The 23,401-nt window shown below is 39.6% G+C and carries 15 protein-coding genes; 4 read left to right on the top strand and 11 right to left on the bottom strand.

Annotation, left to right across the window (positions count from 1 at the left end):
* Nucleotides 1-4: 4 nt before the first annotated feature.
* Nucleotides 5-2,905, top strand: coding sequence for a PD-(D/E)XK nuclease family protein (locus E3D81_RS14820; RefSeq protein WP_134778000.1), 2,901 nt, complete (start codon nt 5-7; stop codon nt 2,903-2,905).
* Between the two features lie 38 nt (nt 2,906-2,943).
* The gene (locus tag E3D81_RS14825) at nt 2,944-3,414 is read left to right on the top strand and encodes a DsrE family protein (RefSeq protein ID WP_134778001.1); all 471 of its coding nucleotides are present in this window, start codon (nt 2,944-2,946) and stop codon (nt 3,412-3,414) included.
* A gap of 109 nt (nt 3,415-3,523) precedes the next feature.
* On the opposite strand, the gene E3D81_RS14830 is transcribed toward E3D81_RS14825, so the two are convergent.
* The 3 genes from E3D81_RS14830 to E3D81_RS14840 all read right to left on the bottom strand — a co-directional run bounded on the left by E3D81_RS14830 (nt 3,524) and on the right by E3D81_RS14840 (nt 6,511).
* A complete protein-coding gene (locus E3D81_RS14830) occupies nt 3,524-4,393 on the bottom strand; it encodes a cupin-like domain-containing protein (RefSeq protein ID WP_134778002.1) in 870 nt (289 codons plus the stop codon).
* Between the two features lie 365 nt (nt 4,394-4,758).
* Nucleotides 4,759-5,526, bottom strand: a complete 768-nt coding sequence (locus E3D81_RS14835; RefSeq protein WP_099367252.1) for a uroporphyrinogen-III synthase — start codon at nt 5,524-5,526, stop codon at nt 4,759-4,761.
* A 10-nt stretch (nt 5,527-5,536) separates the two neighbouring features.
* Nucleotides 5,537-6,511, bottom strand: a complete 975-nt coding sequence (locus E3D81_RS14840) for a DUF4271 domain-containing protein (RefSeq protein ID WP_134778003.1) — start codon at nt 6,509-6,511, stop codon at nt 5,537-5,539.
* A gap of 25 nt (nt 6,512-6,536) precedes the next feature.
* Here E3D81_RS14840 and E3D81_RS14845 point away from each other — a divergent pair, with 25 nt between their 5' ends.
* Nucleotides 6,537-7,127 carry a DNA-3-methyladenine glycosylase I gene (locus tag E3D81_RS14845; protein ID WP_245153232.1) on the top strand — a complete coding sequence of 197 codons (591 nt, stop codon included), beginning with the start codon at nt 6,537-6,539 and terminating at the stop codon, nt 7,125-7,127.
* Here E3D81_RS14845 and E3D81_RS14850 read toward each other — a convergent pair.
* Both E3D81_RS14850 and E3D81_RS14855 read right to left on the bottom strand, forming a co-directional pair.
* Nucleotides 7,105-7,668 carry a phosphoribosyltransferase gene (locus E3D81_RS14850; protein ID WP_099367250.1) on the bottom strand — a complete coding sequence of 188 codons (564 nt, stop codon included), beginning with the start codon at nt 7,666-7,668 and terminating at the stop codon, nt 7,105-7,107. The genes E3D81_RS14845 and E3D81_RS14850 overlap by 23 nt on opposite strands.
* Before the next feature lie 2 nt (nt 7,669-7,670).
* Nucleotides 7,671-9,749 carry a transglycosylase domain-containing protein gene (locus E3D81_RS14855; protein WP_134778004.1) on the bottom strand — a complete coding sequence of 693 codons (2,079 nt, stop codon included), beginning with the start codon at nt 9,747-9,749 and terminating at the stop codon, nt 7,671-7,673.
* A gap of 114 nt (nt 9,750-9,863) precedes the next feature.
* On the opposite strand from E3D81_RS14855, the gene E3D81_RS14860 reads away from it, so the two are divergent.
* Nucleotides 9,864-10,922 (top strand): Mrp/NBP35 family ATP-binding protein, encoded by a 1,059-nt coding sequence (locus tag E3D81_RS14860; protein ID WP_099367248.1) that lies wholly within the window; start codon nt 9,864-9,866, stop codon nt 10,920-10,922.
* Nucleotides 10,923-11,156: 234 nt separating this feature from the next.
* Here the strand turns inward: E3D81_RS14860 and E3D81_RS14865 are convergent, their stop codons facing one another.
* The 6 genes from E3D81_RS14865 to E3D81_RS14890 form a co-directional block, all read right to left on the bottom strand.
* Nucleotides 11,157-11,957 (bottom strand): hypothetical protein, encoded by an 801-nt coding sequence (locus E3D81_RS14865; protein WP_099366386.1) that lies wholly within the window; start codon nt 11,955-11,957, stop codon nt 11,157-11,159.
* Between the two features lie 18 nt (nt 11,958-11,975).
* Nucleotides 11,976-13,517 (bottom strand): RagB/SusD family nutrient uptake outer membrane protein, encoded by a 1,542-nt coding sequence (locus tag E3D81_RS14870; protein ID WP_134778005.1) that lies wholly within the window; start codon nt 13,515-13,517, stop codon nt 11,976-11,978.
* A 19-nt stretch (nt 13,518-13,536) separates the two neighbouring features.
* A complete protein-coding gene (locus E3D81_RS14875; RefSeq protein WP_134778006.1) occupies nt 13,537-16,707 on the bottom strand; it encodes a SusC/RagA family TonB-linked outer membrane protein in 3,171 nt (1,056 codons plus the stop codon).
* Nucleotides 16,708-17,356: 649 nt separating this feature from the next.
* Nucleotides 17,357-18,856 (bottom strand): SusD/RagB family nutrient-binding outer membrane lipoprotein, encoded by a 1,500-nt coding sequence (locus E3D81_RS14880; protein ID WP_134778007.1) that lies wholly within the window; start codon nt 18,854-18,856, stop codon nt 17,357-17,359.
* Between the two features lie 5 nt (nt 18,857-18,861).
* On the bottom strand, nt 18,862-21,924 hold the full coding sequence (locus E3D81_RS14885; RefSeq protein WP_134778008.1) for a SusC/RagA family TonB-linked outer membrane protein: 3,063 nt from the start codon (nt 21,922-21,924) through the stop codon (nt 18,862-18,864).
* 600 nt (nt 21,925-22,524) lie between these two features.
* Nucleotides 22,525-23,394, bottom strand: coding sequence for a DUF1735 domain-containing protein (locus E3D81_RS14890; RefSeq protein WP_134778009.1), 870 nt, complete (start codon nt 23,392-23,394; stop codon nt 22,525-22,527).
* Nucleotides 23,395-23,401: the final 7 nt, after the last annotated feature.

Here is a 23,401-nt window from a genome sequence, read left to right on the forward strand (position 1 = left end):
AAGAATGGAAAAACCATTTTTACGTTTAGTAGCAGAAGACATACAGACAAGATTCGGCAAGGAAATTTCCGATATTGCCATTGTATTCAACAATAAAAGACCGATTACCTACCTGAAGAAACATCTGGTCGATGTTTACGGACAGGCAATCTGGTCGCCACAGTTTTTTACCATCCAGGAATTCTTTTCCCAATCAAGCACAAAAACATTGGCCTCTTCATTAAGTCAGTTTTTTTACCTGTTTGAATTGCACAATGACCTGTTAAAAAAGGAAGGCCTGGAACCGGAAAGCCTGGAAGAATTCTACCCGATTGCGGAGATCATTCTGAGCGATTTTTCCCAATTGGATTATGACCTTGTTCCGATCGATCAGATCTACATGACCCTTTTCGACAATACGGAAATTGACTTGGCTTTCCAGCATTTCACGCCAGAGCAACAGGAATTCATCAAATTATTCTGGCAATCCTTTTCCATCAAAGGCCATACAGCCGTACAACAACGTTTCCTTAAACTTTGGAAGAGGCTTCCAGTGCTATATAGGCTGTTCAAGGAAAAAATGGCCCAAGAAAACCAGATCAATCATCCTACGATCTATCGAGCCTTGGCAGAAGGAAAAGCGGAAAAACCTGATTTCAACAGGAAATTTCAAAAAGTCCTATTCGTCGGTTTCAATGCCTTGAACCGCGCGGAGGCCCAACTATTCAAACAATGGCAGGAAGAAGGACAAGCCTTATTCTATTTTGATGCGGATGCACATTATATCGATGACAACCTGCAGGAAGCGGGTCTATTTATCCGAAGGAACATACAGCGTTCAGGCCTTCTGAACGCATTGGGAGATATTCCCAATATCATTGGAAACAGGACTTCTGAAGTGCAGTTATATCAATGTTTGGGAAAGAACAGCGAAACAAAGTTATTGCATGATGTTTTGTTAGCGGATTTTCCAGCAGGTCTTCCTGCGGATAAGTCTGCTGCCATTCTATTGGCCGATGAGAGTCTGCTTGTCCCTTTATTACAGAGCTTGCCAGACCTGGAAGTCAACATTACAACGGGTTATCCCCTTATCCAATCGCCACTCTATGGACTGATCGATCTGTGGTGTGAAACCCAATTGGCCATCTCCCATCAGAAAAAGGAAAAAATCCCTTACCAAGGGTTAGAAACTTTCCTTTCCCATCCGATGACCAAGATGGAAACTTTTGCCAAGCAGAAGATCCAAAAAGAGATCGCCGATAAACAACAGTTTGAGGTCCCGATAAATGAAATCGATATTTCAACTTCGGCCATCCCGTATTTTTTTGAACCTATCCAAGATCAGCAAGGGGTCATTCCTGGGATCAACAGAATGATCGGTTCCCTTTTGGAATCCATGGCGCTCCAAGGTAGGATCAAGCTGATTGAATCCGATCTGTTGATCGAAACCCGCAAGGTGTTGAACCAATTGCAGGCCGGATTTGAAAAATTGGGCAACCTCAGCATATCCTTCCAGATCGGATTGGTAAAAAAAGCGATCGCACCGATCAATTCTGCTATCGAAGGGGATCCCCTAAAAGGCATCCAGATCATGGGACTATTGGAAAGCCGATGTTTAAATTTCGATAACATCTATGTGTTAGGCGCCAATGAAGGCATCTTACCAAAGACCTCCAGTGCGGCTACCTTTCTTCCGAATAACCTTCGTAAAGCCTATGGTCTACCCGTACTGGAAAATCAGGATGCATTATCAGCCTATCTATTCTATCGACACTTCCAGTATTCCCAAGGGATGCACCTGTTCTATAATGGAATTGTCGATGAAAGCAGTACAGGGGAAGAAAGCCGGTTCATCAAACAGATGGAATTTGAAACCCAGTTTCAGTTCATTAAAAAGACGCAACAGCAACCACTGCTTTTCCCGGTCCAACCGGACGAACTGATCGTAGAAAAAAAGGACGAAATATGGGATAAATTGTACCAGACCTATATCATCAATAAAAAACAACTTTCAGCGTCTGCATTTACCACCTACCTTCAATCGCCCTTGCAGTTCTTTCTCAAGTATGTGGCCGAGATCAAGGAACCTCCTTCCATTTCACAGGAATTTGAAATGAACAACCTCGGATCCATCATCCATAAATGTATGGAACTACTGTATCTACCCCTTAAAGGGAATCCCGATTTCACGCCAACTGAAACGCTTAAGGATAAATTAGGATTAGTAGACCAAATGGTTCTTCAGGAAATTGCTTCGGAATATAAATTGGAGGTCAGCAATATCGATGACCTGAACAGTCTTCAGCGAATCATGCACAAAATTTCATCCGCCTACATTCGGATGTACCTGGAATATGATATGGCAAATTATGATGCCATCCGGATCATCGAGTTGGAGAATGAAGAGGATTATAAACTGGACTTTGAAATCCTAGTGGATGGTCAGTCGGAAAAGTTGAGGCTCTACGGGATCATCGACCGCGTGGATGAAGTGGTGGATAAGGATGGGCAATTGAAGACAAGGATTGTAGACTATAAAACCGGAGGGGATAAGATCCTATTTACCAAACCTGAAAAGGTTTTTGCCAAAGACACGGAAAATAAGGCTTTGTTGCAGACACTGTTCTATGCCTTTGTATACGAGCAGGTAACTGGGCTCAAAGGGTTGGAACCTCATTTATATGTGGCAAGAAGAATGCGGGAAGATGGCACGCTATTCCGAAACAACAGTGGCAGCATGGTATTTTCAGATTATTTTCTGGAAGAGATGAAAGGCGATTTTGTAGCATTTTTACGGAAAACCTTGGAAGAACTGTTCAATAGGGAGATCCCTTTTAAGCATGATCCGGATGCCCAAGTCTATCCTTCCGACCCGTATACCCTTTTCTATAAATACAGTGTAAAGGAAACCATCGAAGAAGAATAAGATGATATTTAGAACAACATATATTAAGATCCAATAACATGAGATATTTACTTTTAATTACCAGTATTTTGCTATTCAGTTTGAGCGTCCAAGCTCAGCAACAACCCAATGGAAATAAACTCCTTGAAAATGTCAAGTTTACGGGAGCAAAAGCTCTCCAAAAAAATTACAAAGCCATTTATCAATTGGACAGCAACAACCCGGATATCGTTAAAAAAGCTTTTAGGAACATTAACAACCTATTGAATGATCCCAGGTTAAAGGGCAAGGTGGAAGTGGAATTGATCACTTTTTCGGGAGGTACCGAAGTGATGTTGAAGAACTCGGCTTACCAGGAAGACCTGAAAAAGTTGATCGAAAAAGGGGTGATTGTTGCCCAATGTACCAATTCCCTACAGGAAAGAGGTTTGGAAAAGCATCAATTGTATGATTTTATTGGCTATGTACCTAGTGGGAATGGCGAATTGGTGATCCGAGGATCAGAAGGATGGGTCATCGTGAAGCCTTAACCATCTACATGGTATAGATAAAGGATTTTCCCTTATAATAAAAATGGGCCCATTAATCAATGGACCCATTTTCTTTTAATGCCTTGCTTCTGAGCAATTCATACCGCTTTTATTTTTTATAGCGTTTCATCGCTTTATTGGCTCTTTTCTTAGCCGTATTGATCTTATAATCGAACCATTTATCCTTGAAGATCTTACGCATGGTATCATCGAAATGTCTGGTGACGAAAAGGTTTCTTGCACCCTTCAATTTCTCCGAAATACTATTGGCCAATGCCCTAACCGAAATGGAATAACCTTCCGTTTCATATTGGATATAATGCCACCATCCTGCCGGCATGTATAAGGTTTCTCCAGGGTGGATAACCGCTTCGTATCCGTCCAAGTATTCCAATCCTGGATAATCACTGGTCGAACTGTTTTTCAGGTTGGCAATGCTATGGAAGTTATACGGCAGTTTGTACATCAGGTCAGACTGGTCGTTTGGAAACAACCAGATGCGTTTGCTCCCTTGGAATTGGGAAATAAACACATGCGACATATCGATATCAAAGTGGTTCCGCGTAGCAGATCCTTCGCCTCCAAAAAACATATAGGGTAGCCATTGAAGTACTTTACCTCCTGTTACATCGTTAAAGATCATATCCTTTTTCAATTCAGGTCTGATCTTCATCAAATTGAACAGGAACAAACGTAATTCTGTTGGTTCTTTTCTTATTAGATCTAAGTAATCACCAAAACTCATACGCCCAACAGGTGGACTCGCAGCATGGTTCTGAGACTCTTCTTCACGACCATATACGTCGATTTGTTCATTGCCCGCTATTTCCTTGAAATACTCATAACTCCATTTCGACCAACAAGGACTCTCTTTGCTGATGAAATCCTTGATGATAACCGGTTGACTCTTATTCAAGTAGTCTTTTATGAAGTCCTTCGGAGCAACGCCAGAGATGCTATTTACAGGTTTTAATTTCACTAGATTACCTTTTTTGTATATATGCAAACTTAAAAAAAATATTCCTACAATAAATGTACCTGAGGGTATGCGGGTACCTATTAATTCGAAATATCAGCAAATTAATTAGAATTTTATTCTTAAAAAATGACTTCTGTCAAATTTCTGACAAGAAAGGTGGGAAAAAGAGGTCGTTGTGATGGATTAAAACGGAATTGCGTTTAACGCTTCATTGAGAGGAACGCGTCATTGAGAAGAACGCGTCATTGAGAAGAACGCGTCATTGAGAAGAACGCGTCATTGCGAGGAACGAAGCAATGACGGCGGAAGATTGCTTCGTCGTGCCTCCTCGCAATGACGGAGAGCCTCGCAATGACGAGAAAAAATTATTTATTAACTTGTTTAATATACTGCTCAATAGCCATGGTCATACTTGGAGCTACTGGCGTTGGGGCCGGGATATCCAAGATCAGATCATGTTCCAATAAAGCCTGTTGTGTACTGGATCCAAAAGCTGCGATCCTCGTATTATTCTGCACAAAATCAGGGAAGTTCTCGTACAAAGACTGCACACTGGTCGGGCTAAAAAACACAATGATATCATAAAAAACATCCTTCAGATCCTTGATATCCGAAATCACCGTACGGAACAATACCGCGGGGGTAAAATCATAACCATTCTCTTTCAACCAAGCCTGTGTCTCCTCATTCGCCATATCGGAACATGGGAAAAGGAACTTCTCTTTGTTGTGTTTCTTAAGCACATCTTCCAGATCCTTGGCCGTTTGTTTTCCGAAGAAAATCTTACGTTTACGGTATTGGATATATTTCTGAAGATAAAGTGCGATAGTTTCAGAGATACAGAAATATTTCATCTCTGCAGAAACCTCATAACGCATTTCCTCACATACACGGAAGAAATGATCCACCGCATTCTTGCTGGTGAAGATCACTGCGGTGTGGTCTGCAAAATTAATGCGTTCTTTTCTGACATCCTTCGCGGAAACGCCTTCGACATGAATAAAACCTCTGAAATCCAATTTCAGGTTATATTTCTCGGCTAGCGTGAAGTAGGGAGATTTGTCATTTTCTGGTTTTGGTAAAGTAACAAGTATGCTCTTTACTTTTTTGGCTCTTTCTACATCAATCTGCATAAATACTGTCTTAATTACTTAGCGCCCTCACTAATATTAAAATAGGTGCGAGTTCGAGACTGCAAAGATAAAGAATTAAATAAAATATTGAAAACTGGAAATTCCCAAACAAGTGAAAAGCCGTTCTCAAAAAGCGGTAAGAGAATAGCAGAATCACCAAAATCACATAGATAATCGCAATGGTAGAAAAGTAAGAAACAGGTACAAATACTACCGTTAAGAGGAATGGCATGAGAAAAAACATACTGTTAAAGTATACCAGATACAGCACCGCAATGTATTCTCTAACAATCTTATCTAACAAAAAGATAAAAGAAACAAAACGTATTAATAATATCTTGGCAATAAAAAGTATGGCCACAAAAGCCGAATTTTTGAGGAAATTCTCGAAGCTTAAATAGTTTTTGTCGCTGAAGCTCGACACCAGGATACAGACAAACAGACCAAGGGATAAACTGAACACGACATATAAAAAGATATAGGGCCAAGAAGTGGCGAGGTTATCCTCCTTACTCACCTGTTGCAGCAGTCTTTCTTTGTAATAGGCATCCACGATGATCTTCAGTTCCACCGGAAATACGATCCGCAGAACGGCCAAGATCAGGAAAAGAAAACCGACCACGAAAATCACCCATATTGGTCGATCATGTTTCTTTCCTCCCATATGCACGGAGGTATCCGATTGGTCCAGCCCTCCGGTATCCATGCCAAAAAGAAGATCATGCCTACCCTGCTTGTAGATGGCCGCTACATATTCCTTCGCAAAATTGACCTCCTGCTTTGGATGCACGATGATTTCACTATATTTAAGCTCATTATCCAGGCTATTGTAAAAAGCAGTTCGTGCTATAGAATCTCGAATGGCTACACTATCAACAGCTTGGATGCTATCCTGCAACGGCACCTGAACAAAAGCCTGCGCATGTGGTTGGAAAATCCAACTGAGGATAAACACAAATAGACTTAATGCGAGCGATTGTTTCATGTATTCGTAAAGTTAGAACAAAATAATGGGTTTAGAAATTGAAAATATGGCTGAGGATAAAATTATTAGATGTGGCTGGTGCGGCGAAGACAGCCTTTACCAAAAGTACCATGATGAGGAATGGGGGAAAGTGGTAAAAGATGATGCCACCTTATTCGAATTCCTGATCCTGGAATCGGCACAGGCAGGTTTGAGCTGGATCACCATTTTGCGTAAAAGGGAAGGCTATAGAAACGCATTTGCGAATTTCGACTACCATAAGATCGCTGAATTTACGGATGAGGATGTAGAACGGATATTACAGGATCCTGGAGTGATCCGTAATCGTGGAAAGATCAACAGCAGTATCAACAATGCAAAAATATTCATGGCGATCCAAAAAGAGTTCGGGAGTTTCTACAATTACCTGTATAGTTTCATGCCCAACCAGGAACCCATCATCAATCAGTTAGAAACACTAAAAGGCGCACCTACGACGACTGCCATCTCCGATGCCATATCCAAGGACCTGAAAAAAAGGGGAATGAAATTCTTCGGTTCCACCACCTGTTATGCTTACATGCAAGCAGTAGGCATGGTCAACGACCATTTGCTTAGCTGTTCATTCCGATCGTAGCCGGAGGGTCTATATTACGGTAGATATTCTGCAGATTGCGACATTGTCCATTGTAATCTAGACCATACCCTACAACAAATTCCTTTTCGATCTCAAATCCAACATACATGATGTTGTCGAAACTGTACAAAAGGCACTCGGGTTTTAACAAAAGGGTGGCAACCGCTATACTGGCCACGCCCAGTTTCTCTAAAGCTTCAATGGTATGCACCAGGGAATTGCCGGTATCGACGATGTCTTCCACGATCACCACATGCCTACCTTCCAAGGACATCCCTACCCCGATCAGTTCGTGTACCGATCCTTGGCTCGTTCCTTCATAGGAGGCCAGCTTAACAAAGGACATCTCGCAGGGAATATGGATCTGCTTCATCAGGTCTGCCATGAACATAAAACAGCCGTTCAGCACGCCGATGAAAACAGGGTGTTTATCCTCATACCGAAGGTTCATGTCAATACCTATCAAGCGGATCCTTTTCTGGATCTGTTCATAATCGAGCATCAGCTCAAAATGCAAATCGTCTATACTGATATTTTTCATGCTTAGTTTTCTTCTTGTTGTGGCTGTTTACCAAAAAGTTTTTCCAATAATTTTTTACGTAGCTCCTCTTCCCTATCCATCTCATCGGCCATATCATGGATGCTCTCGCTGCTTGCGCTGGTATCCACCACCCCAGCCGGACGTGGAGGTCGTAGATTGGGCTGCAACTGAACCTGGTAGAAACCATAGTTTGCAGGCACATTTTCATCATGCAACTGGTCCATTTTGGTCATGATGTAGCCATAGGTATTGAAATGCTTCAGCACCCAAGGTTTCAGGTGACCGGTATAATCAAAGGACGAAAGTCCTGTTTTTGGTCTCGGGATAATGCTCGATAGGTAAAGACTCTCGCCTATGGTCAATTCTGCGGGTGTCTTACCAAAATAGTATTTGGATGCCTCGGCAATCCCATACACATTTTTACCCCATTCGATTACATTCAGGTAAATCTCGAACAAGCGGTCCTTACTCACTTGTTTGGATTGTTCCATCAACCAAACCATCAGAATCTCCTCAAACTTACGCATCATGGTTTTATTACGGTTGAGGTAAAGATTCTTCACCAACTGCATGGAGATGGTACTTGCCCCTCTTTTGAATTTTTTCTCTTTGATATTAGTCACCAAGGATAGCTGGAAAGCTTCCAATTCAAAGCCGTTATGTTTATAGAAAAATGGATCTTCGGTATTCAGGACAGTTTTCTTCAGGATAGGTGCAATTTGATTAAGCGGTGTAAAATTAGGATTGGTAGCATCCAGCATAATATCACGCATTTTCACACTATCCTCAAAAGCTTCATACACAAAAGGTCCATTCAGGGCGGCGATATCTGCCTTGCCCCATTTAACGACTTTCAGCTGGGAATCATCGATCTTGGAACTGAAGCTCAAATTATCTGGATCATCCAGGTCCACTTCAAAATCCATGTCATATTGAATATTGCCATCCACTTGAATACCATCCAGGTTTTCAAACAATCCCACTGGTAGGGCATCAAAGAAATGCTGCGCCTTAAAACTACCCGTATGTACGGCCAATCCTAATATTTTCTTGGGCTTGCGAGTAAATTTAGCATGCGGTTCAAATTCAAAGTCTTTCACTTTCACCTTAGTTCCCGGCATCAGCTCGGCCGTATTTTCCGAAATCAGGATCCCACCATCGGCGGAACCTGCCGGTAATAGCACAGGCTCCAAGGATAAACGGCGATGGAATACCTTCAGGTTTTTCGTGTCCCAACCACCTACGACCTGCAAGTAATCTTTCCCTTTGCGGGAAACATCGTCCAGATGGAAGGAAAGCTCGTCGAAACTCACATGCAGACCATATTTTTGAGCAATGAATGGAACTTCAACCCCCTTATTCTCAGTGGATATCGCAACACTTAAAGTCTGTTTGCTCGGATTAACATTCCCTGCAAAATTCCATTTTGCTTCTTGGTCGTTCAAGAAAACATCGATATTGTAATCGCCATTATCGATTTCTCCTTTCGGTATATGAACTTCTTGGGTAGAGCTGCTATCTGTATAGGAAAGACTGACGTTCTCCAAGCTCATGTTGGTAGGCACCTTGTCGAAAACCTGTTGAAAGAGATGGTCTACTCGTTCTGCCAATGTCCGGACATCCTCTTTTTTATCCGTGCTATCTTTATCTACCTTTTTACGGAACAGAAAATCATAATTGGAAGTACTGTCTTTTTTGACCAGGCTAATATCTGCGTTTACCAATTCCATATTGGCAATGCGGATATCCCCGAACAATAGCGGAAATACCTTAACCGACACTTCAAATTTATCGATGGCTGCCAATTGTTCAGCGGAATCCGGAACTACTTTGATGCGGTTAAAATCCACAGAAGTCAGTCCGGAGAATTGATAATCGCCGACTTCAAAATTCAATTGGTAATCGTCCTTCAGTTTCTGTTTGACTTTCCCTACCGCCTTATCCAACATGGCACCCCGAACGGAAAGCCCCCAGATCAAACCAACCAATAAAACAACCAGTACAACACTAACACTAATGATAAACCACTTCTTCTTCACAAAACCGAAAGCTGGAAAGGACTTGTTATTATTTGCCGTCATATCGTCTATATCGTACCTTGAATTTTGATAAAAATAGGTAAAAAACATTAAAAACATCCTGATGACATGATATTGAGTAGGTTTAGTTAGTTTTGTAATTCTTAATATTTACAAATGATTACGAAACAACAGATCCTTGATGCCTTAAGTCATGTGGAAGAACCGGATTTAAAGAAAGACCTGGTTACCCTCAACATGATTGAGAACATTGAAATCCTCCCGAATAAGATAAAATTTGATGTGGTGTTGACCACTCCAGCATGCCCAATGAAGGGCCATATTGAACATGCCTGCAAGAATGCGATTGCTCTTTTTGTTTCCAAGGAAGTCGAAGTGGAGATCAATATGACCGCCCGTGTTAAAGCGGTAGAAACAGCGCAGTTAAAAAACATTAAGAACATTGTTTTGGTATCTTCTGGAAAAGGTGGTGTTGGTAAATCTACCGTGGCAGCCAATCTGGCGATTGCCTTGGCCAATTCGGGCGCAAAGACAGGCCTGTTGGATGCGGATATCTATGGTCCTTCGGTCCCTATGATGTTTGGTGTAGAGCATGCTCGCCCCGAATCAACACAGACTCCAGATGGAAAGAACAAGATCGTTCCTATCGAACGATTTGGTTTGAAATTATTGTCCATCGGATTTTTTACAGATCCAAACCAACCTATTCCTTGGCGTGGACCGATGGCGACTTCTGCCATCAAGCAATTGTTCAATGATACGGATTGGGGCGATTTGGATTACCTGGTCGTAGACATGCCTCCTGGCACTGGAGATATTCACATCACCGTAGCCCAAAACTACCCGATATCTGGCGCTGTGATTGTAACAACCCCACAGCAGGTCGCATTAGCGGATGCGATCAAGGGCATGGCGATGTACCAGATGGAAGGTGTTCAGGTGCCTATTATTGGTGTGGTAGAGAACATGGCCTATTTCACGCCTGCAGAATTGCCGGAAAATAAATACTACATCTTTGGTAAGGATGGAGGAAAACGTTTGGCGGCAGATAATCAGGTGCCTTTCTTGGGAGAGATCCCCTTGGTGAAATCGGTATCGGATGCTGGAGACAACGGTTTTCCGGTAGCCTTGGATGGCGATGATCCTGTGGCAGCAGCTTTTGGGGTGCTAGCTGGAAGGGTAGCACAGGAACTGAGTATCTTAGCGAATAGGTAATTTTCTAAAATTCTTTTGATGTATTATAACCTGAAAAATGTGGTGTTTTTCTATGGTAAAAGGCTGTTTTCGTTGAAAAAATAGGGCTAAAGCATGCGTAAAGCATGTTTTAATATGCTCAACATACATTTTACATACTTTCACCATGCTTTCAGTATGGTTTCAGTAAGAACGCAAAAAGCTGCCCAAATGGGCAGCTTCTTATTTTAAACTCAAACTATTATTAGTTTTTCTTTATGGTAATGTTAATATTTCCACACCAGAACCAAAGGATCCAGCAGATACATTGTAACCAGCAACATTAATAGTAACTGTTTTTCCAGATACCGTACCTGTAACATTCGTCATAGAAACCGGTCCATAATCAGGATGGTTATAGATAACTTGGTTAGGGAAAGTCAAGGTTTTACCGTCGGATTTAATCATGAATGCAAAGCTACCACCACCAAATGGGTTCACCACTTTATACACATTCGCACCTTGTGCTTTTTGAATCTTAACATCCAATACAGCGCCTTCCCATCCTCCTTTAGAATCCAATTTAGTAGTACCTAAATCTTCAAAAGTCAAAATATTGGAAGCATTGATATTGATTTTCTTGATATTGCTATAGCTGATGTTTTTATCATCAATATTAAGAGAGATCGGGAAAGCCAAACCAGCCCTAACATCCGTTCCTACTGCAGAAACAGATAGGGTACTAGGGTCAATTTTAGAGAAATCTCCGTAATTGATTTTAGCATAAGCTTTACCTTCACCTGCTTTGAATTCAACTGGACCAGCCACTTGGAACACGTCTGTATATCCTGCTCCAGTTGCTGTAAGGGTAACAGGAACAGAAAGGTCGCCAGCTGTTGAAGTACGTCCAACAGGGATTTCCAACACACCAGATTCCATTGCAAGACTTGTAGTACCACTCATGAAGCTGATTTTGTCTTCCGGTCCTTGGTACAAAGGTCCCTCTGTTTTGTCACAAGAAGTCATGCTTAACACAAGAGCAAAGACCCCTAAAGCGTTTAATATATTCTTTTTCATTTTATTCAAATTATATAATTACATTGGGTTTTGATCCTTTGTAGCATCCAAACTTTTATTACCATCAAATTCCTTTTGAGGAATGGTCAAGATCATTTCTTTATTCGCTGGTTCTAATGTATTCCAGTTTACGAAGAAAGAGTGGTTGGTATTTCCAGCTTTTCTATCAAATCCAGTTTTTAAACGTAAGATATCGAATGCACGTTCTGCTTCACCCCAAAGTTCAATACGTCTTTGAAGAATAATGTGGTCCATCAACGTTCTTGGAGCTCCGATAGATCCCATGGTCAAATCTTTAGACATGGTCACATTCGCTAACATAGCTTGGTAACCAGATGGGTTTCTTAGTTTCAACAAATCTTCAAGCGCTGTTTTTGCTTCCGCTAAACGTCCAGCATTTGCTAAAGCCTCTGCTTTTACCAATTGCATTTCTTCTGCACGCATGAAGATATAATCTCCCAAATCAGACGCTTTATCAGCATATCTGAATTTCACTTGGTTATAAGGTTTTGTTTCTGCCTCACCTCCATCAGTTTGATTATTCCACCATTGCTTACGAATATCGGAAGCAGGAATTTGATCATACAACCAGTTGTAAATACATTTACGTGAAGATGCTGCATAGCGATCTGCAGAAGCATCCATATGAGAGAAAAATGAAGCATAGACAGTTGCTTGATCCGCAATGATTTCAGCGCCCCAAAGTACATTTTTCAAACCGGTATTATTGAAACCTGATAATAGATCATCACCAGAAATCATTGCCAAACCTGGTTTGGTTAAAGCTTCCGTTGCATATTTAGCTGCATCATCCCATTTGTTCTGAACCAAAGAAACATTTGCTTTGATCGCATTAGCTAAATAATAATCGATATTGGTTTTTTGCAACTGCAATCCTTTATTCTTCGCGAAAGCGGTAATGGCATCATCCAAATCTTTATTGATTTGCGTGTAAACTTCTTCCACGGTACCTCTACCAGCTCCTTGAGAAGAAGAAGTAGTAGGTTCAGTATACAAAGGTACACCTGGAGCAGATTCATGGCCTTTGTAAGTCTGTTGGAATGCTTGGATCAATTGGAAATAAGCGTACGCACGAATGGCACGTGCTTGAGCCATTACATTCTCAATTTTATCAGCATCACCTGTTACGGTAGTTTCCGCTGCTAGGATATAGTTCGCATTACTGATCAAGGTGTAATAGAAGTTCCAAGTTGCATACGATCTCCAAGTAGTAGCTGTGTAACGACTACGAACATCGAATTTATAGTCAAAATAGAACCATCCGTTTCCTTGCGCGTCCTGAACCATATCCTCTCCCATTAGGGAAGTATACAATTTGGTAGACATGATACCAAAGTTCTGGTCTGTATTACCAGTAGACCAACCACTAAGGTATAACATACGATAGATACCGTTCATGGCAACCTGTGCACCATCAGCATTCTCCAACATAGTTGGCGCATCAATTCTATCGGTAGGGCTTGTTTCTAAGAAATCCTTTTTACATGAGGTCATACCTAATGCTAAAGAAATAATAGAAGCATATATTAATTTTTTCATGATTATCTTCAATTAAATATTAAAATTTAACATTTACTCCGGCAGCAATTGTTTTATTCGGTGAATAAGAATAATCTGTTGTACCAGTAAAGTTGTATTGTGGATTCAGACCTTTACGTGCTGAGAAGATGGCCAAGTTATCACCTTGTGCGAATACTCTCAATGATTTCAGACCGAAACGTTCAAATCCAAAAGTATAACCGATAGAAATGTTTTTGATAGCAAAATAAGATGCATCTACCAACGCTCTGTCAGTTAAGGTATGCGTATCTTCTTTTTGTACACGAGGAACATCTGTGATATCTCCTGGTTGTTTCCAAGCTCTCAAGATCTCACGAGAGAAATTGTTACCAATATACAATGGGTTGTAGTAGTTGTAACCGATTACATCGTAGATTTTACCACCAATTGAATAGGTAGTCATCATAGAGAAATCAAAGTTTTTGTAAGCTACATTGGTTGACAATGAACCACTGATTTTCGGGATACGGTTACCTTGGATGATACGGCTTGCTGCAGCTTTGCTTTTATCACTAGAGATGTAGTGTTTGCTTAAGTCTGTTTCGTCAGCTTTATTGTCGTATACCCAGTATAATTGGCTACCTGTTGCTGGATCAACCCCTGCACTTCTAGCCATATAGAATGAGTTGATCGCTTCACCTTCACGAATAATAGAAGAACCACCGATGATCTCTTTATTTTCATCCGTTAATTTGATGACTTTGTTATTGATTTTTGAACCCATTGCAGTCACATTCCACAACACGCCATTGTCTTTCAAAATATCATATCCGATCGATAAGTCAAAACCTTTGTTTTCCATATCACCGATATTATCAAAATAACCATCAAATCCTAAAGAAAGGGCTAATGGACGGTTTAATAACATATCGGAAGTTTTTCTGGAGAACCAATCGAAAGTCACGGTTAAACGGTCGTTTAAGAAACGTCCATCAAAACCTACGTTAAAGTTTCTGTTTTTCTCCCAAGAAGTTTTCTTGTTTTCTACTGACACCACTCCAGCACCATTGCTGTTACCATTGTTGTAGGTTAGGTCGTAGAAAGCTTGCCAAGCATAATATGCTTGAGATCCAGATGCAGTTAACAAACCATTGTTACCTTGCTCACCATAGCTACTCTTAAGGGTTAAGCTGTTGATCCAATCATTTCCTTGAAGGAATTCTTCTTCAGAAATTTTCCAAGCACCACCTAATGACCAGAAGTTACCCCATCTGATATCTTCATGAAAACGAGAAGAACCATCTGTACGGAAACTACCAGAAAGGAAGTATTTGTTGTTATAATCGTATTGTACTCTGGAGAAATAAGACTCAAGCGTTTCGTTATTCTCGTAAGAGTCAGATCCTGTAATAGAAGAACCTGGAGCCAATTCAAAGATTCCACCAAAAGGGAAACCTGTTTTTTGACCAGATAATAAATTGAATTTAAAAGCATAGCTTTCATGTCCAATCAAGGCATCCACGTTATGTAGTCCGAAAGAACGGTTATACGTCAATAACTGGTTGAAAGTATAAGAGAATGTTTTAGTCCATTCCTTATTCAAACGTCCCGATCCTGCCGCATTACCGAAATACGGGTTGTAATAATAGGTATATGCATTAGAAACATAGTCAGTTCCTAGGTTGAATGCTAAAGCAAAACCTTGGAAAGCACCATATTTTTCATCTCTTGTATTGAATTCGATGGTACTACGAACTCCGGCATTATCGCGGAAGTCAAAATATCTATCATCGTATAATACGGCGATGGAATTGAATTTTTGTTGCGCTCCTGAAGCACGGTTCGGGCCATAATCAAATAAACGCTCACCATCTGCATCCAAAACATATCCACCATCAGCATCACGTTCCCAGATCGGATAGATTGGAGCCATTTGCTCAGCAGAATACCATACGTTCGAAGTTGATGAACCTGTAGCATTCAACATATTTGATGATGTTTTGGAGAAATTACCACTCAAAGAAGCTTTAAACCAATCAACAGGTGTGAATTCGTTGTTCAAGCGACCAGAATAACGATCAAAAGCCGTAGTTTTCAATAAGCCTTGGTCTTTCAAGTAGTTCATAGATGCCATAGCTTTAAACTTATCAGAACCACCAGAAGCATCAAATTGATATTCTTGACGAACAGGATTGTTTGCCATCACCTCGTCTAACCAGTTATCTTCCCATTTCAAAGAAGCATTAGGGTTGATTTTTCCAGTAGCTAGATCGAATAATTGATCAACAGGAACATTATATGGGTTATATTGCTCGTTAAGACCAAAAATTGGATCTACAGTACCTTTCATTTTGTTTACTGCATTTTGTCCCGCTTCAGATTCAGAAACGCCTAACAAAAAGATTTCACGGTTTTTATAGGATTGGAATACAGTTTCAAGATATTCTTGTGAATTCATCACATCATATCTTCCCACTGCTCTAGAATTTACACCCACATTAGCTTTGAAGTTAATGTTGATTTTACCATTCGTATTCTTACCAGATTTTGTAGTGATCATCACCACCCCATTCGCTGCTCTAGAACCATAAAGAGTAGATGCTGCTGCATCTTTCAAGATGGTTAAACTTTCCACATCATTAGGGTTGATGGAGTTCAAATCGCCATCGAAAGGAATACCATCAACAACATATAGAGGATTTGAAGAAGCATTGATTGATCCGAAACCACGAACACGCACTGTTGCATTTGAACCTGGCTGACCAGTACCTAAGGTAGAAACCACACCTGGAGCAGCACCATCTAATGCTTTTGTAATACTTGAGATGGAACGGTTTTCAATAACATCTGACTTAACGGTCGAAGCAGATCCTGTAAACGATGATTTTTTAGCTGTACCATAAGCAACAACCAAAATCTCATCCAATTCTTGGTCTGATCCTGTCAAAGAAACGTTAATGGTAGTTTGAGTACCTACCGCAACACGTTTGCTGGTGTAACCAACATACGAAAAGTTAAGTGTAGCATTTTCCCCAACAGAAATGCTGTAGTTTCCTGAAGCATCAGTTTGTGTAGCCGTACTTGTGCCGACCAAATTTACTGATACTCCGCCAAGCGGTGTTCCATCTGCTTCAGATGTCACTTTACCACTCACTTGACGATTTTGTGCAAACGCTACCCCAATAAGGCATGTTAACACAAAAATTAAGCTGAGTAATTTGTGTTTCATAAAGTTTTTTAATAATTAAAATTTTTAAAACAGAGACTGTTAAATTTTGTTAAACAATTGTCAAATATAGGCTTTGTTTAATTATTCAACAAATTAATGCGCTGTTAATTCAAATCCTGATAAAACTATCCTCTAAAAAGTTGCTAATTCAACCTATTTTATTTTGCTCTATAATTTTTTTAATGCATAGATTATATTTAATAAAAAAATGGCAAAAAATGATAAACATAATACTAAAAAGTGGGGTAAAATCAGCTATTATCCTTCTGTTTTTCAGAGGATTGAATATTACTTGAATATTATTAAAACGTGAATTATTTTTTATGGATAGGATGGTATTATTGCAAGAAGTATTAAATAACGTATAATATTATATTAGCAAAATTTTAATTCAAAGTTTTTTCAAAAAAAACAACTTCTAAAACAGCTAAATAATGTAACACAGAATTTTATATCGTCAACAAAATGATTTTCATAAACTCAATTAGACGGTTGCAGAAAATGGATTAAATCGTAATTGTAACAATTATGCATTATTTGGAAAATTTTAAAATTTGACAGGAAATATTCATTTAAAAATGGGGATTTACAAAAAAGGCCGACAATTGAACTTGTCGGCCCTAATCTATTCATTTTTCAAGAGTTATCTCTATTTCGTATCCCAGAAAATCTTAGAGGTAAACGTATCGATATCTCCTTGTTTTTTTACTTCATCCCCGTTTCTACCATATTCAGAAGAAGGGTAAACCAATCTTTTAGGATGGATCGGCTTAATAGCGTTTAATGAAAGCGGGTTGTCTGTAGGGAATTTAGTACGTCTAAATTCTGTCCATGCTTCCCAACCACTGATACTGTTCAAGGCCAACCATTTTTGGTATATAATGGCTTCCACTTTATTGGTAGAGGCATCATATCCTACTTTATTGATTGCCTGTCCAGCATAGGTTGCAGCAGCTGCAGCTGCATTAGGCACACCTAAGAACACGAATGATTCTTCGATACCTTTGTTGTACAATGCTTTTGCATCACCCGTCATCCATCCTCTAGCCACTGCTTCGGCCTGTAAGAACAGACTTTCAGAAGGCAGCATAATAACTGCTTTTTGTGTTGCACTTTTCAGGATCCCACCATTGGTAAGAAATGCAGAGGTAACTGATGACTTATATAAAGCCGCTTCTGAGTCCCCGGTATTTCTTCCCAATTCAATACCTTTAAATGCTCCAGAGACCTTCAGGTACATTTGATCAATTCGCGGGTCATTATTTGACAAATAATTGTTGACAATGTATTTTGTAGGTCTAGTCGCTTTATAGTTACTGGTAGCCGACCCAGCGGAATTGGCATAATAGCCTTCCCAGAACGGGTTCATCTTGGTTGTCGAAGAAGTGTATCCTGGCTGACCATACACTCCTGCATCACTAAAACCAGAACCTTCAGACAAGATTTTCGCAATCTCGGCTTTGATGGTCGCGTCCTTTCCAGGTATTTCCGATTGACGCAATAGGATACGCAATTTCAGCGTATTGGCAAACTTGATCCAGTTGGTCATATTTCCTGCAAAATAGATATCTTCCCCCTGAGGTTTAGCTTCCGTTTCAGGAGCAGATTTGATCAACGCAATAGCTGCATCCAATTGTTTGATCAAATCATCATAGATTGCCTGACCTTCATCATATTTGGGACGGATGTTCTGCGTGTTTTTCAATGCTTCGGTATACGGCACATTATTATAGGCATCCACTAAATTTTGGAAGTGGTATGCCTTCATGATACCTGCAATACCTTGGTAATAGTTCATGTTTGCTGCTACTGCAGCATCCTGAACCGCTTGGAAATCACTTAGGATATCAAATGACGTTTCAAAAACAGCCGTACCGAAGTTAGGCGTTACGTTATACTGCTTATTGTTGATATACCATAAATAATCGGTTGCTGGCGCCCAATACCCTGCCCAAACCGATCCAATCTCATTTAAAGTGGTACTAACTAAGGCTGATGTTCTATTTAGACCCGATGTTAAAATCAGGTTAGGTGTTGCAGTAACGGGTCTATTCGGATTCTCATTTATGTCCAAAAACCCCTTTCCACATCCTGCCAGTACAGTCGATGCTATCGCAATACCAGCTATATATTTGAAAATCTTTTTCATTGTTCTTAGAATGTAATATTAAGATTAAAACCATAAATCCTGGTTGGAGGATTGATCATATCAGAAATACCTTGACTGTTTCCATCCGTGAAACTGAATTCTGGATCGGTGTAGATGTTCTCTTTTGGCAACCACATGAATAGGTTACGACCAACCAAACCTATAGAAGCACGTTTAACTACATTTTGGTTTTCCAACCATCTGTAAGGCAAGCTATAGGTTAATGAAACCTCTCTTAGTTTTAAGAAAGAAGCATCTTTAACGTAGTTTTCTTGGATGGTATTGTGTTGATTGTACCAATACTCAAATCCTCCATCTTGTGTTTTGATCGATGTGTTTTCGATGTAATTACCATTTTCTAGGTAAACAGAATTTGGAATCACGAATGGCTGACGGTCATACTGCGCACTTTCCCATGATAAACCGGTGAAATTGTTGGTATTACCTACGCGGTTGTAGAATACATTACCTGTACGGTAATCCAATTGTGCGGCAAGCGTTAATTCTTTGTAACGAACAGAAGTGTTCAAACCAAAGTTCTTAGGCGCATTGGTCTGTCCCATGATTTTCATCGCTGCGGCACGAACAGGGTAACCTGTTTCTTTATCAACAACAATTCTTCCTTGCGGGTCGCGCTCGTAAGCGGTAGTCTTGATTACCGGATACGCTTCACCTTTCACTGCATAAACATATGCGGAGTTTGCATAACCTCCCAATGGGATCTCATCCAAACCTTGGTAAAGATCGGTAACCTTGTTATCGTAATGCGTAAAGTTCATACCAATATCCCATTTCCAGTCATTGGTTAATACCGGTGTACCTCTTAGAGATAATTCGATGGTATTATTGGTTACTGTACCAGCATTTACATAAGCACGATCATAACCTGTTGCCCAAGAAGTAGAGATCGGGATGATCTGACCATCGGAGATACTGTATGCATAGGTACCTTCAAAATTCAACCTGTCGTTGAACATGCCCAATTGGATACCACCTTCATAAGAGTTTACAAATTCTGGTTTTAAATCTGGATTAGCGAAGGTATTACCAACTGTAAATCCAGGTCTATTGCCATAAGGGAAACCAGGAGCGATATCAAATGCTGTCTGTAGGTTGTAAGCACCTAAGTTAACATTCGCTGTTCTATTACCTGAAGCATATAACTTCAAGAAGTTAATAGGCGTAGTTTCTTTGATGGAAGGAAATGCTTCCGATGCGATGAAGGACAAGGATACCCCTGGATAGAAGTAACTTCTTTTTGTTTCATCCAAAACAGAAGTCCAATCATTTCTACCACTTACCGACAGGTATAACATGTCTTTGTAGTTCACATCAATCTGACCGAACAAGCCGACAGTCGTTCTTTTTGTATAATCAGAACCTACTGTAGCTTCGCCCAAACGGTTGGACACATTATATAATCCTGGAACAACCAATGCATTGGCTGTAATCGAGTTGAATTTGGTATAGTCGGTTCTAACGGTATTACCTAAAATAAATCCTAGATCGAAATCACTTACTTTCTTTTGTGCTTGCACGAAAATATCGGAGTTCAATCTATTGACGTTATCGGAACGGTCAGTAACCGAACCTGGATTATCAGTAGGTCTATCGTATGCTTTGGTATAAGAAACCTTCGCATTATATTCTTTGTAGTTGGTATTGAACGCATAGTTTCCTAGACGGTATGTTGCGGATAACCAATCAGCAAAATCATATTTCAATTCCAAATTTCCATTGAATGTTTCTTGACGTGTATTTCTACGGTTGTTATCAATTCCAAAATATGGATTGATATAATATCCGGAGAAATAACCATCAGGAGTAGCAAATTCATTGTTCTGCCAATCTTTCAATTGGGTAATAGGCACGTTTTGAGGAACGTTCAATAGGTTATCATATACACCCGATACAGTCATATCAGGATTTTGATAAGCATAATTCAAATTAAAAGATGAAGTCAGGTTTCCAAACTTACGGGAAGCATTAAAACGTCCACCAGTTCTTCTGTTCTTGTCTTTAGGGACAATACCTTTAAGAACTACATCCTGGAAACTTGCATAATAAGTACCATTATCATCACCACCAGAAACAGAAACATCATTCTGGATAGTTGTTCCTAAATCCCAGAAGTTCATCTTTTCATCTTTGATATAAGAATAAGGTAATTTCCATTCGTTACCATTCACCAAAGTAGGACCAACAACCACTTCACTTCCATCATATTTTGGACCCCAAGAGGTGTTTTCGTAAGGGACATACGTATCTAGGTCATATCCATTACCGAATTTGTCCTGCATTTTTGGAAGAAAAGAAACGGATTCTAAGGAGGTAGTATTAGAGAAATTGATAACAGCAGATCCTTTAGCACCTTTTTTGGTGGTAATGATCAATACCCCGTTTACACCTTCGGAACCATAAAGGTTAGCGGCATTTGCACCTTTCAATACCGTAGTCGACTCAATGTCGTTCGGGTTCAAGGCTGCCAGCATGCTGTTTGGAACAGGTGTACCATCGATAACGATCAATGCTTGGTTATTACCTAACAAAGAACGGTTACCACGCAATACCACACGAGTAGATGGGTTTACCCCATTGTTCAATAAGTTTACCTGTAGACCTGCTACTTTTGATTGTAAACCTGTAACCAGGTTAACCACCTTACCTTCTGTCAAGGCTTTGCTGTCTAAGGTTTGGTTGGAATAACCGGTAGATGCTGCAGATCTCTTGATACCATAAGCTGTGGTAACCAATACTTCTTCAATGGCATTATCAGAAGCTACCATTGCTACATCTACGGTTGTTTTTTCGCCGACACGAGCACGTTGAGTCTCATAACCTATGTATGAGAAAATCAAGGTGGATTCGTTTGCAGCGGAGATGGTATAATTACCATCACCATCAGTTTGGGTACCAGTCGTTGATCCTGCAACCGTTACGGAAACTCCACTTAGCGGAGCACCCTCACTTGCCGATGTCACTTTCCCACTCACTTGGCGATTCTGTGCGAACGCTACCCCTACCAGGCAGGTCATCACAAAAATTAAGCTGAGTAATCTTTGTTTCATAGATGTTTAGTTATTAATTAAATTATTCTTAACAGGAGTTGTTAAATTTTGTTAAACAGTGGTCAAATATAGAGTTTGTTTAAATATTCAACAAACAAGTCCAAATTTTATTTAAAATTTAACAATTGGTTGGGGTAAAAGTTGTTGTGAAAACCTGATTTTGAGGAGTAGGATAAATATTGTCGACAAAGTCTTTTTGAAATAATATTTTGACTTAAATTGATAAAATAATAGGATTGTCAAGGTTCATCTTAGGTTTTTATATTACTAAAAATGAGTTGTTTGCGCAACTATTTATTTTAGGTCAATAAATAGGATAAATCGTGTAAGATAGCTTTAAAAAAATGCAAAAATTAATGGCAGAATTTAATATGTAAAAAAATGGGTTGATTTAATATATTATTCACTATTTAATCATAATAATTTTATAATTATTTAACAACCAATTATTATTCCGAATAATATTTGGGAAATTACCTTTGGTATTTATTCAGCTAAATTGGTTTTTCTTATTTCAAAAAAATTACAAAAAGTTTGTAACAAAAAAGGGATGTCATTAAAAATGACATCCCAAACTCAAACTATTATATATTAAAATAATTAGTCTCCGGTTCGCACATATCTTTCTTTTACTCCCCGACCAATGGCCGTCCAATGCACTTCAAAAATCTTATTCACAGGATCAACTAAAACAATTTTATCAATCGTTGCAGGTCGTAAGGAACCGCTAAATGCAGTAATTCCAGTTATTGAAGTATTATTTGCATTAAATTGATATTCAGTATAACCAGAATAAGTATACCATAATGCACCAATTCTTAAAAGATTTGGTCCAACAGTCGATAACCGAACACCAGGTTCAGTAAAGGTTCCTACATTTGCATCAATTGTGCCATAATCATTACTTACCGAAACAGTATAAGTTCCATCCCAGATAGATTTAATAGGTAGAGAATAAATAACAGAACTAAAATTTCCTGAAATTATCCCATGGGAAGCGGAAGTTATTTTAACACCAATCACATTACTTTTGGATTGATCCATCAAACTTGGTTTCACTTTTACTTTCGCATAAGCTCTTTTCTCTCCTTGCTTGATTGTAACAGATGAAGGAAATTCAAACAAGTTAGTTGGAAGTTGATTATATTTAGTTCCCATTTTTGCATTGTATGTAGTCACAATATCCCCCGTAGGCTCAAGGTTGACTACGATATCTTGTGGCGCTCCCTCTTCTACACCTGAATAACTAATTGCTATTTCAAACTCAGCTTCTGGGACCGATTCTAATGTAGTTGGCACATACATTATATAAGGTGCAGTCCCAGGAGAGACCGGAGAGGTCACATTATAAAATTCAACAATGTTCTTTTTATTTCCATTTTCAGGGGATAATACATTTTCATCTTTAAGACAAGAAGTCAATGAAAACATCCCGATTACCCCAAGTATTATTTTATAGTAATTTCTCATTATATTT

The organism is Sphingobacterium sp. CZ-2 (assembly GCF_004526235.1).
In the GTDB taxonomy this organism is placed as follows: Bacteria; Bacteroidota; Bacteroidia; order Sphingobacteriales; family Sphingobacteriaceae; genus Sphingobacterium; species Sphingobacterium tenebrionis.

Bases quoted from the DNA above. Each gene is read 5' to 3' on its own strand.
- E3D81_RS14885 (WP_134778008.1), bottom strand. From the start codon at position 21,924: ATGAAACAAAGATTACTCAGCTTAATTTTTGTGATGACCTGCCTGGTA.
- E3D81_RS14890 (WP_134778009.1), bottom strand. From the start codon at position 23,394: ATGAGAAATTACTATAAAATAATACTTGGGGTAATCGGGATGTTTTCA.
- E3D81_RS14860 (WP_099367248.1), top strand. From the start codon at position 9,864: ATGATTACGAAACAACAGATCCTTGATGCCTTAAGTCATGTGGAAGAA.
- E3D81_RS14875 (WP_134778006.1), bottom strand. From the start codon at position 16,707: ATGAAACACAAATTACTCAGCTTAATTTTTGTGTTAACATGCCTTATT.
- E3D81_RS14820 (WP_134778000.1), top strand. From the start codon at position 5: ATGGAAAAACCATTTTTACGTTTAGTAGCAGAAGACATACAGACAAGA.
- E3D81_RS14825 (WP_134778001.1), top strand. From the start codon at position 2,944: ATGAGATATTTACTTTTAATTACCAGTATTTTGCTATTCAGTTTGAGC.
- E3D81_RS14855 (WP_134778004.1), bottom strand. From the start codon at position 9,749: ATGACGGCAAATAATAACAAGTCCTTTCCAGCTTTCGGTTTTGTGAAG.
- E3D81_RS14865 (WP_099366386.1), bottom strand. From the start codon at position 11,957: ATGAAAAAGAATATATTAAACGCTTTAGGGGTCTTTGCTCTTGTGTTA.
- E3D81_RS14840 (WP_134778003.1), bottom strand. From the start codon at position 6,511: ATGAAACAATCGCTCGCATTAAGTCTATTTGTGTTTATCCTCAGTTGG.
- E3D81_RS14845 (WP_245153232.1), top strand. From the start codon at position 6,537: ATGGGTTTAGAAATTGAAAATATGGCTGAGGATAAAATTATTAGATGT.
- E3D81_RS14880 (WP_134778007.1), bottom strand. From the start codon at position 18,856: ATGAAAAAGATTTTCAAATATATAGCTGGTATTGCGATAGCATCGACT.
- E3D81_RS14835 (WP_099367252.1), bottom strand. From the start codon at position 5,526: ATGCAGATTGATGTAGAAAGAGCCAAAAAAGTAAAGAGCATACTTGTT.
- E3D81_RS14870 (WP_134778005.1), bottom strand. From the start codon at position 13,517: ATGAAAAAATTAATATATGCTTCTATTATTTCTTTAGCATTAGGTATG.
- E3D81_RS14850 (WP_099367250.1), bottom strand. From the start codon at position 7,668: ATGAAAAATATCAGTATAGACGATTTGCATTTTGAGCTGATGCTCGAT.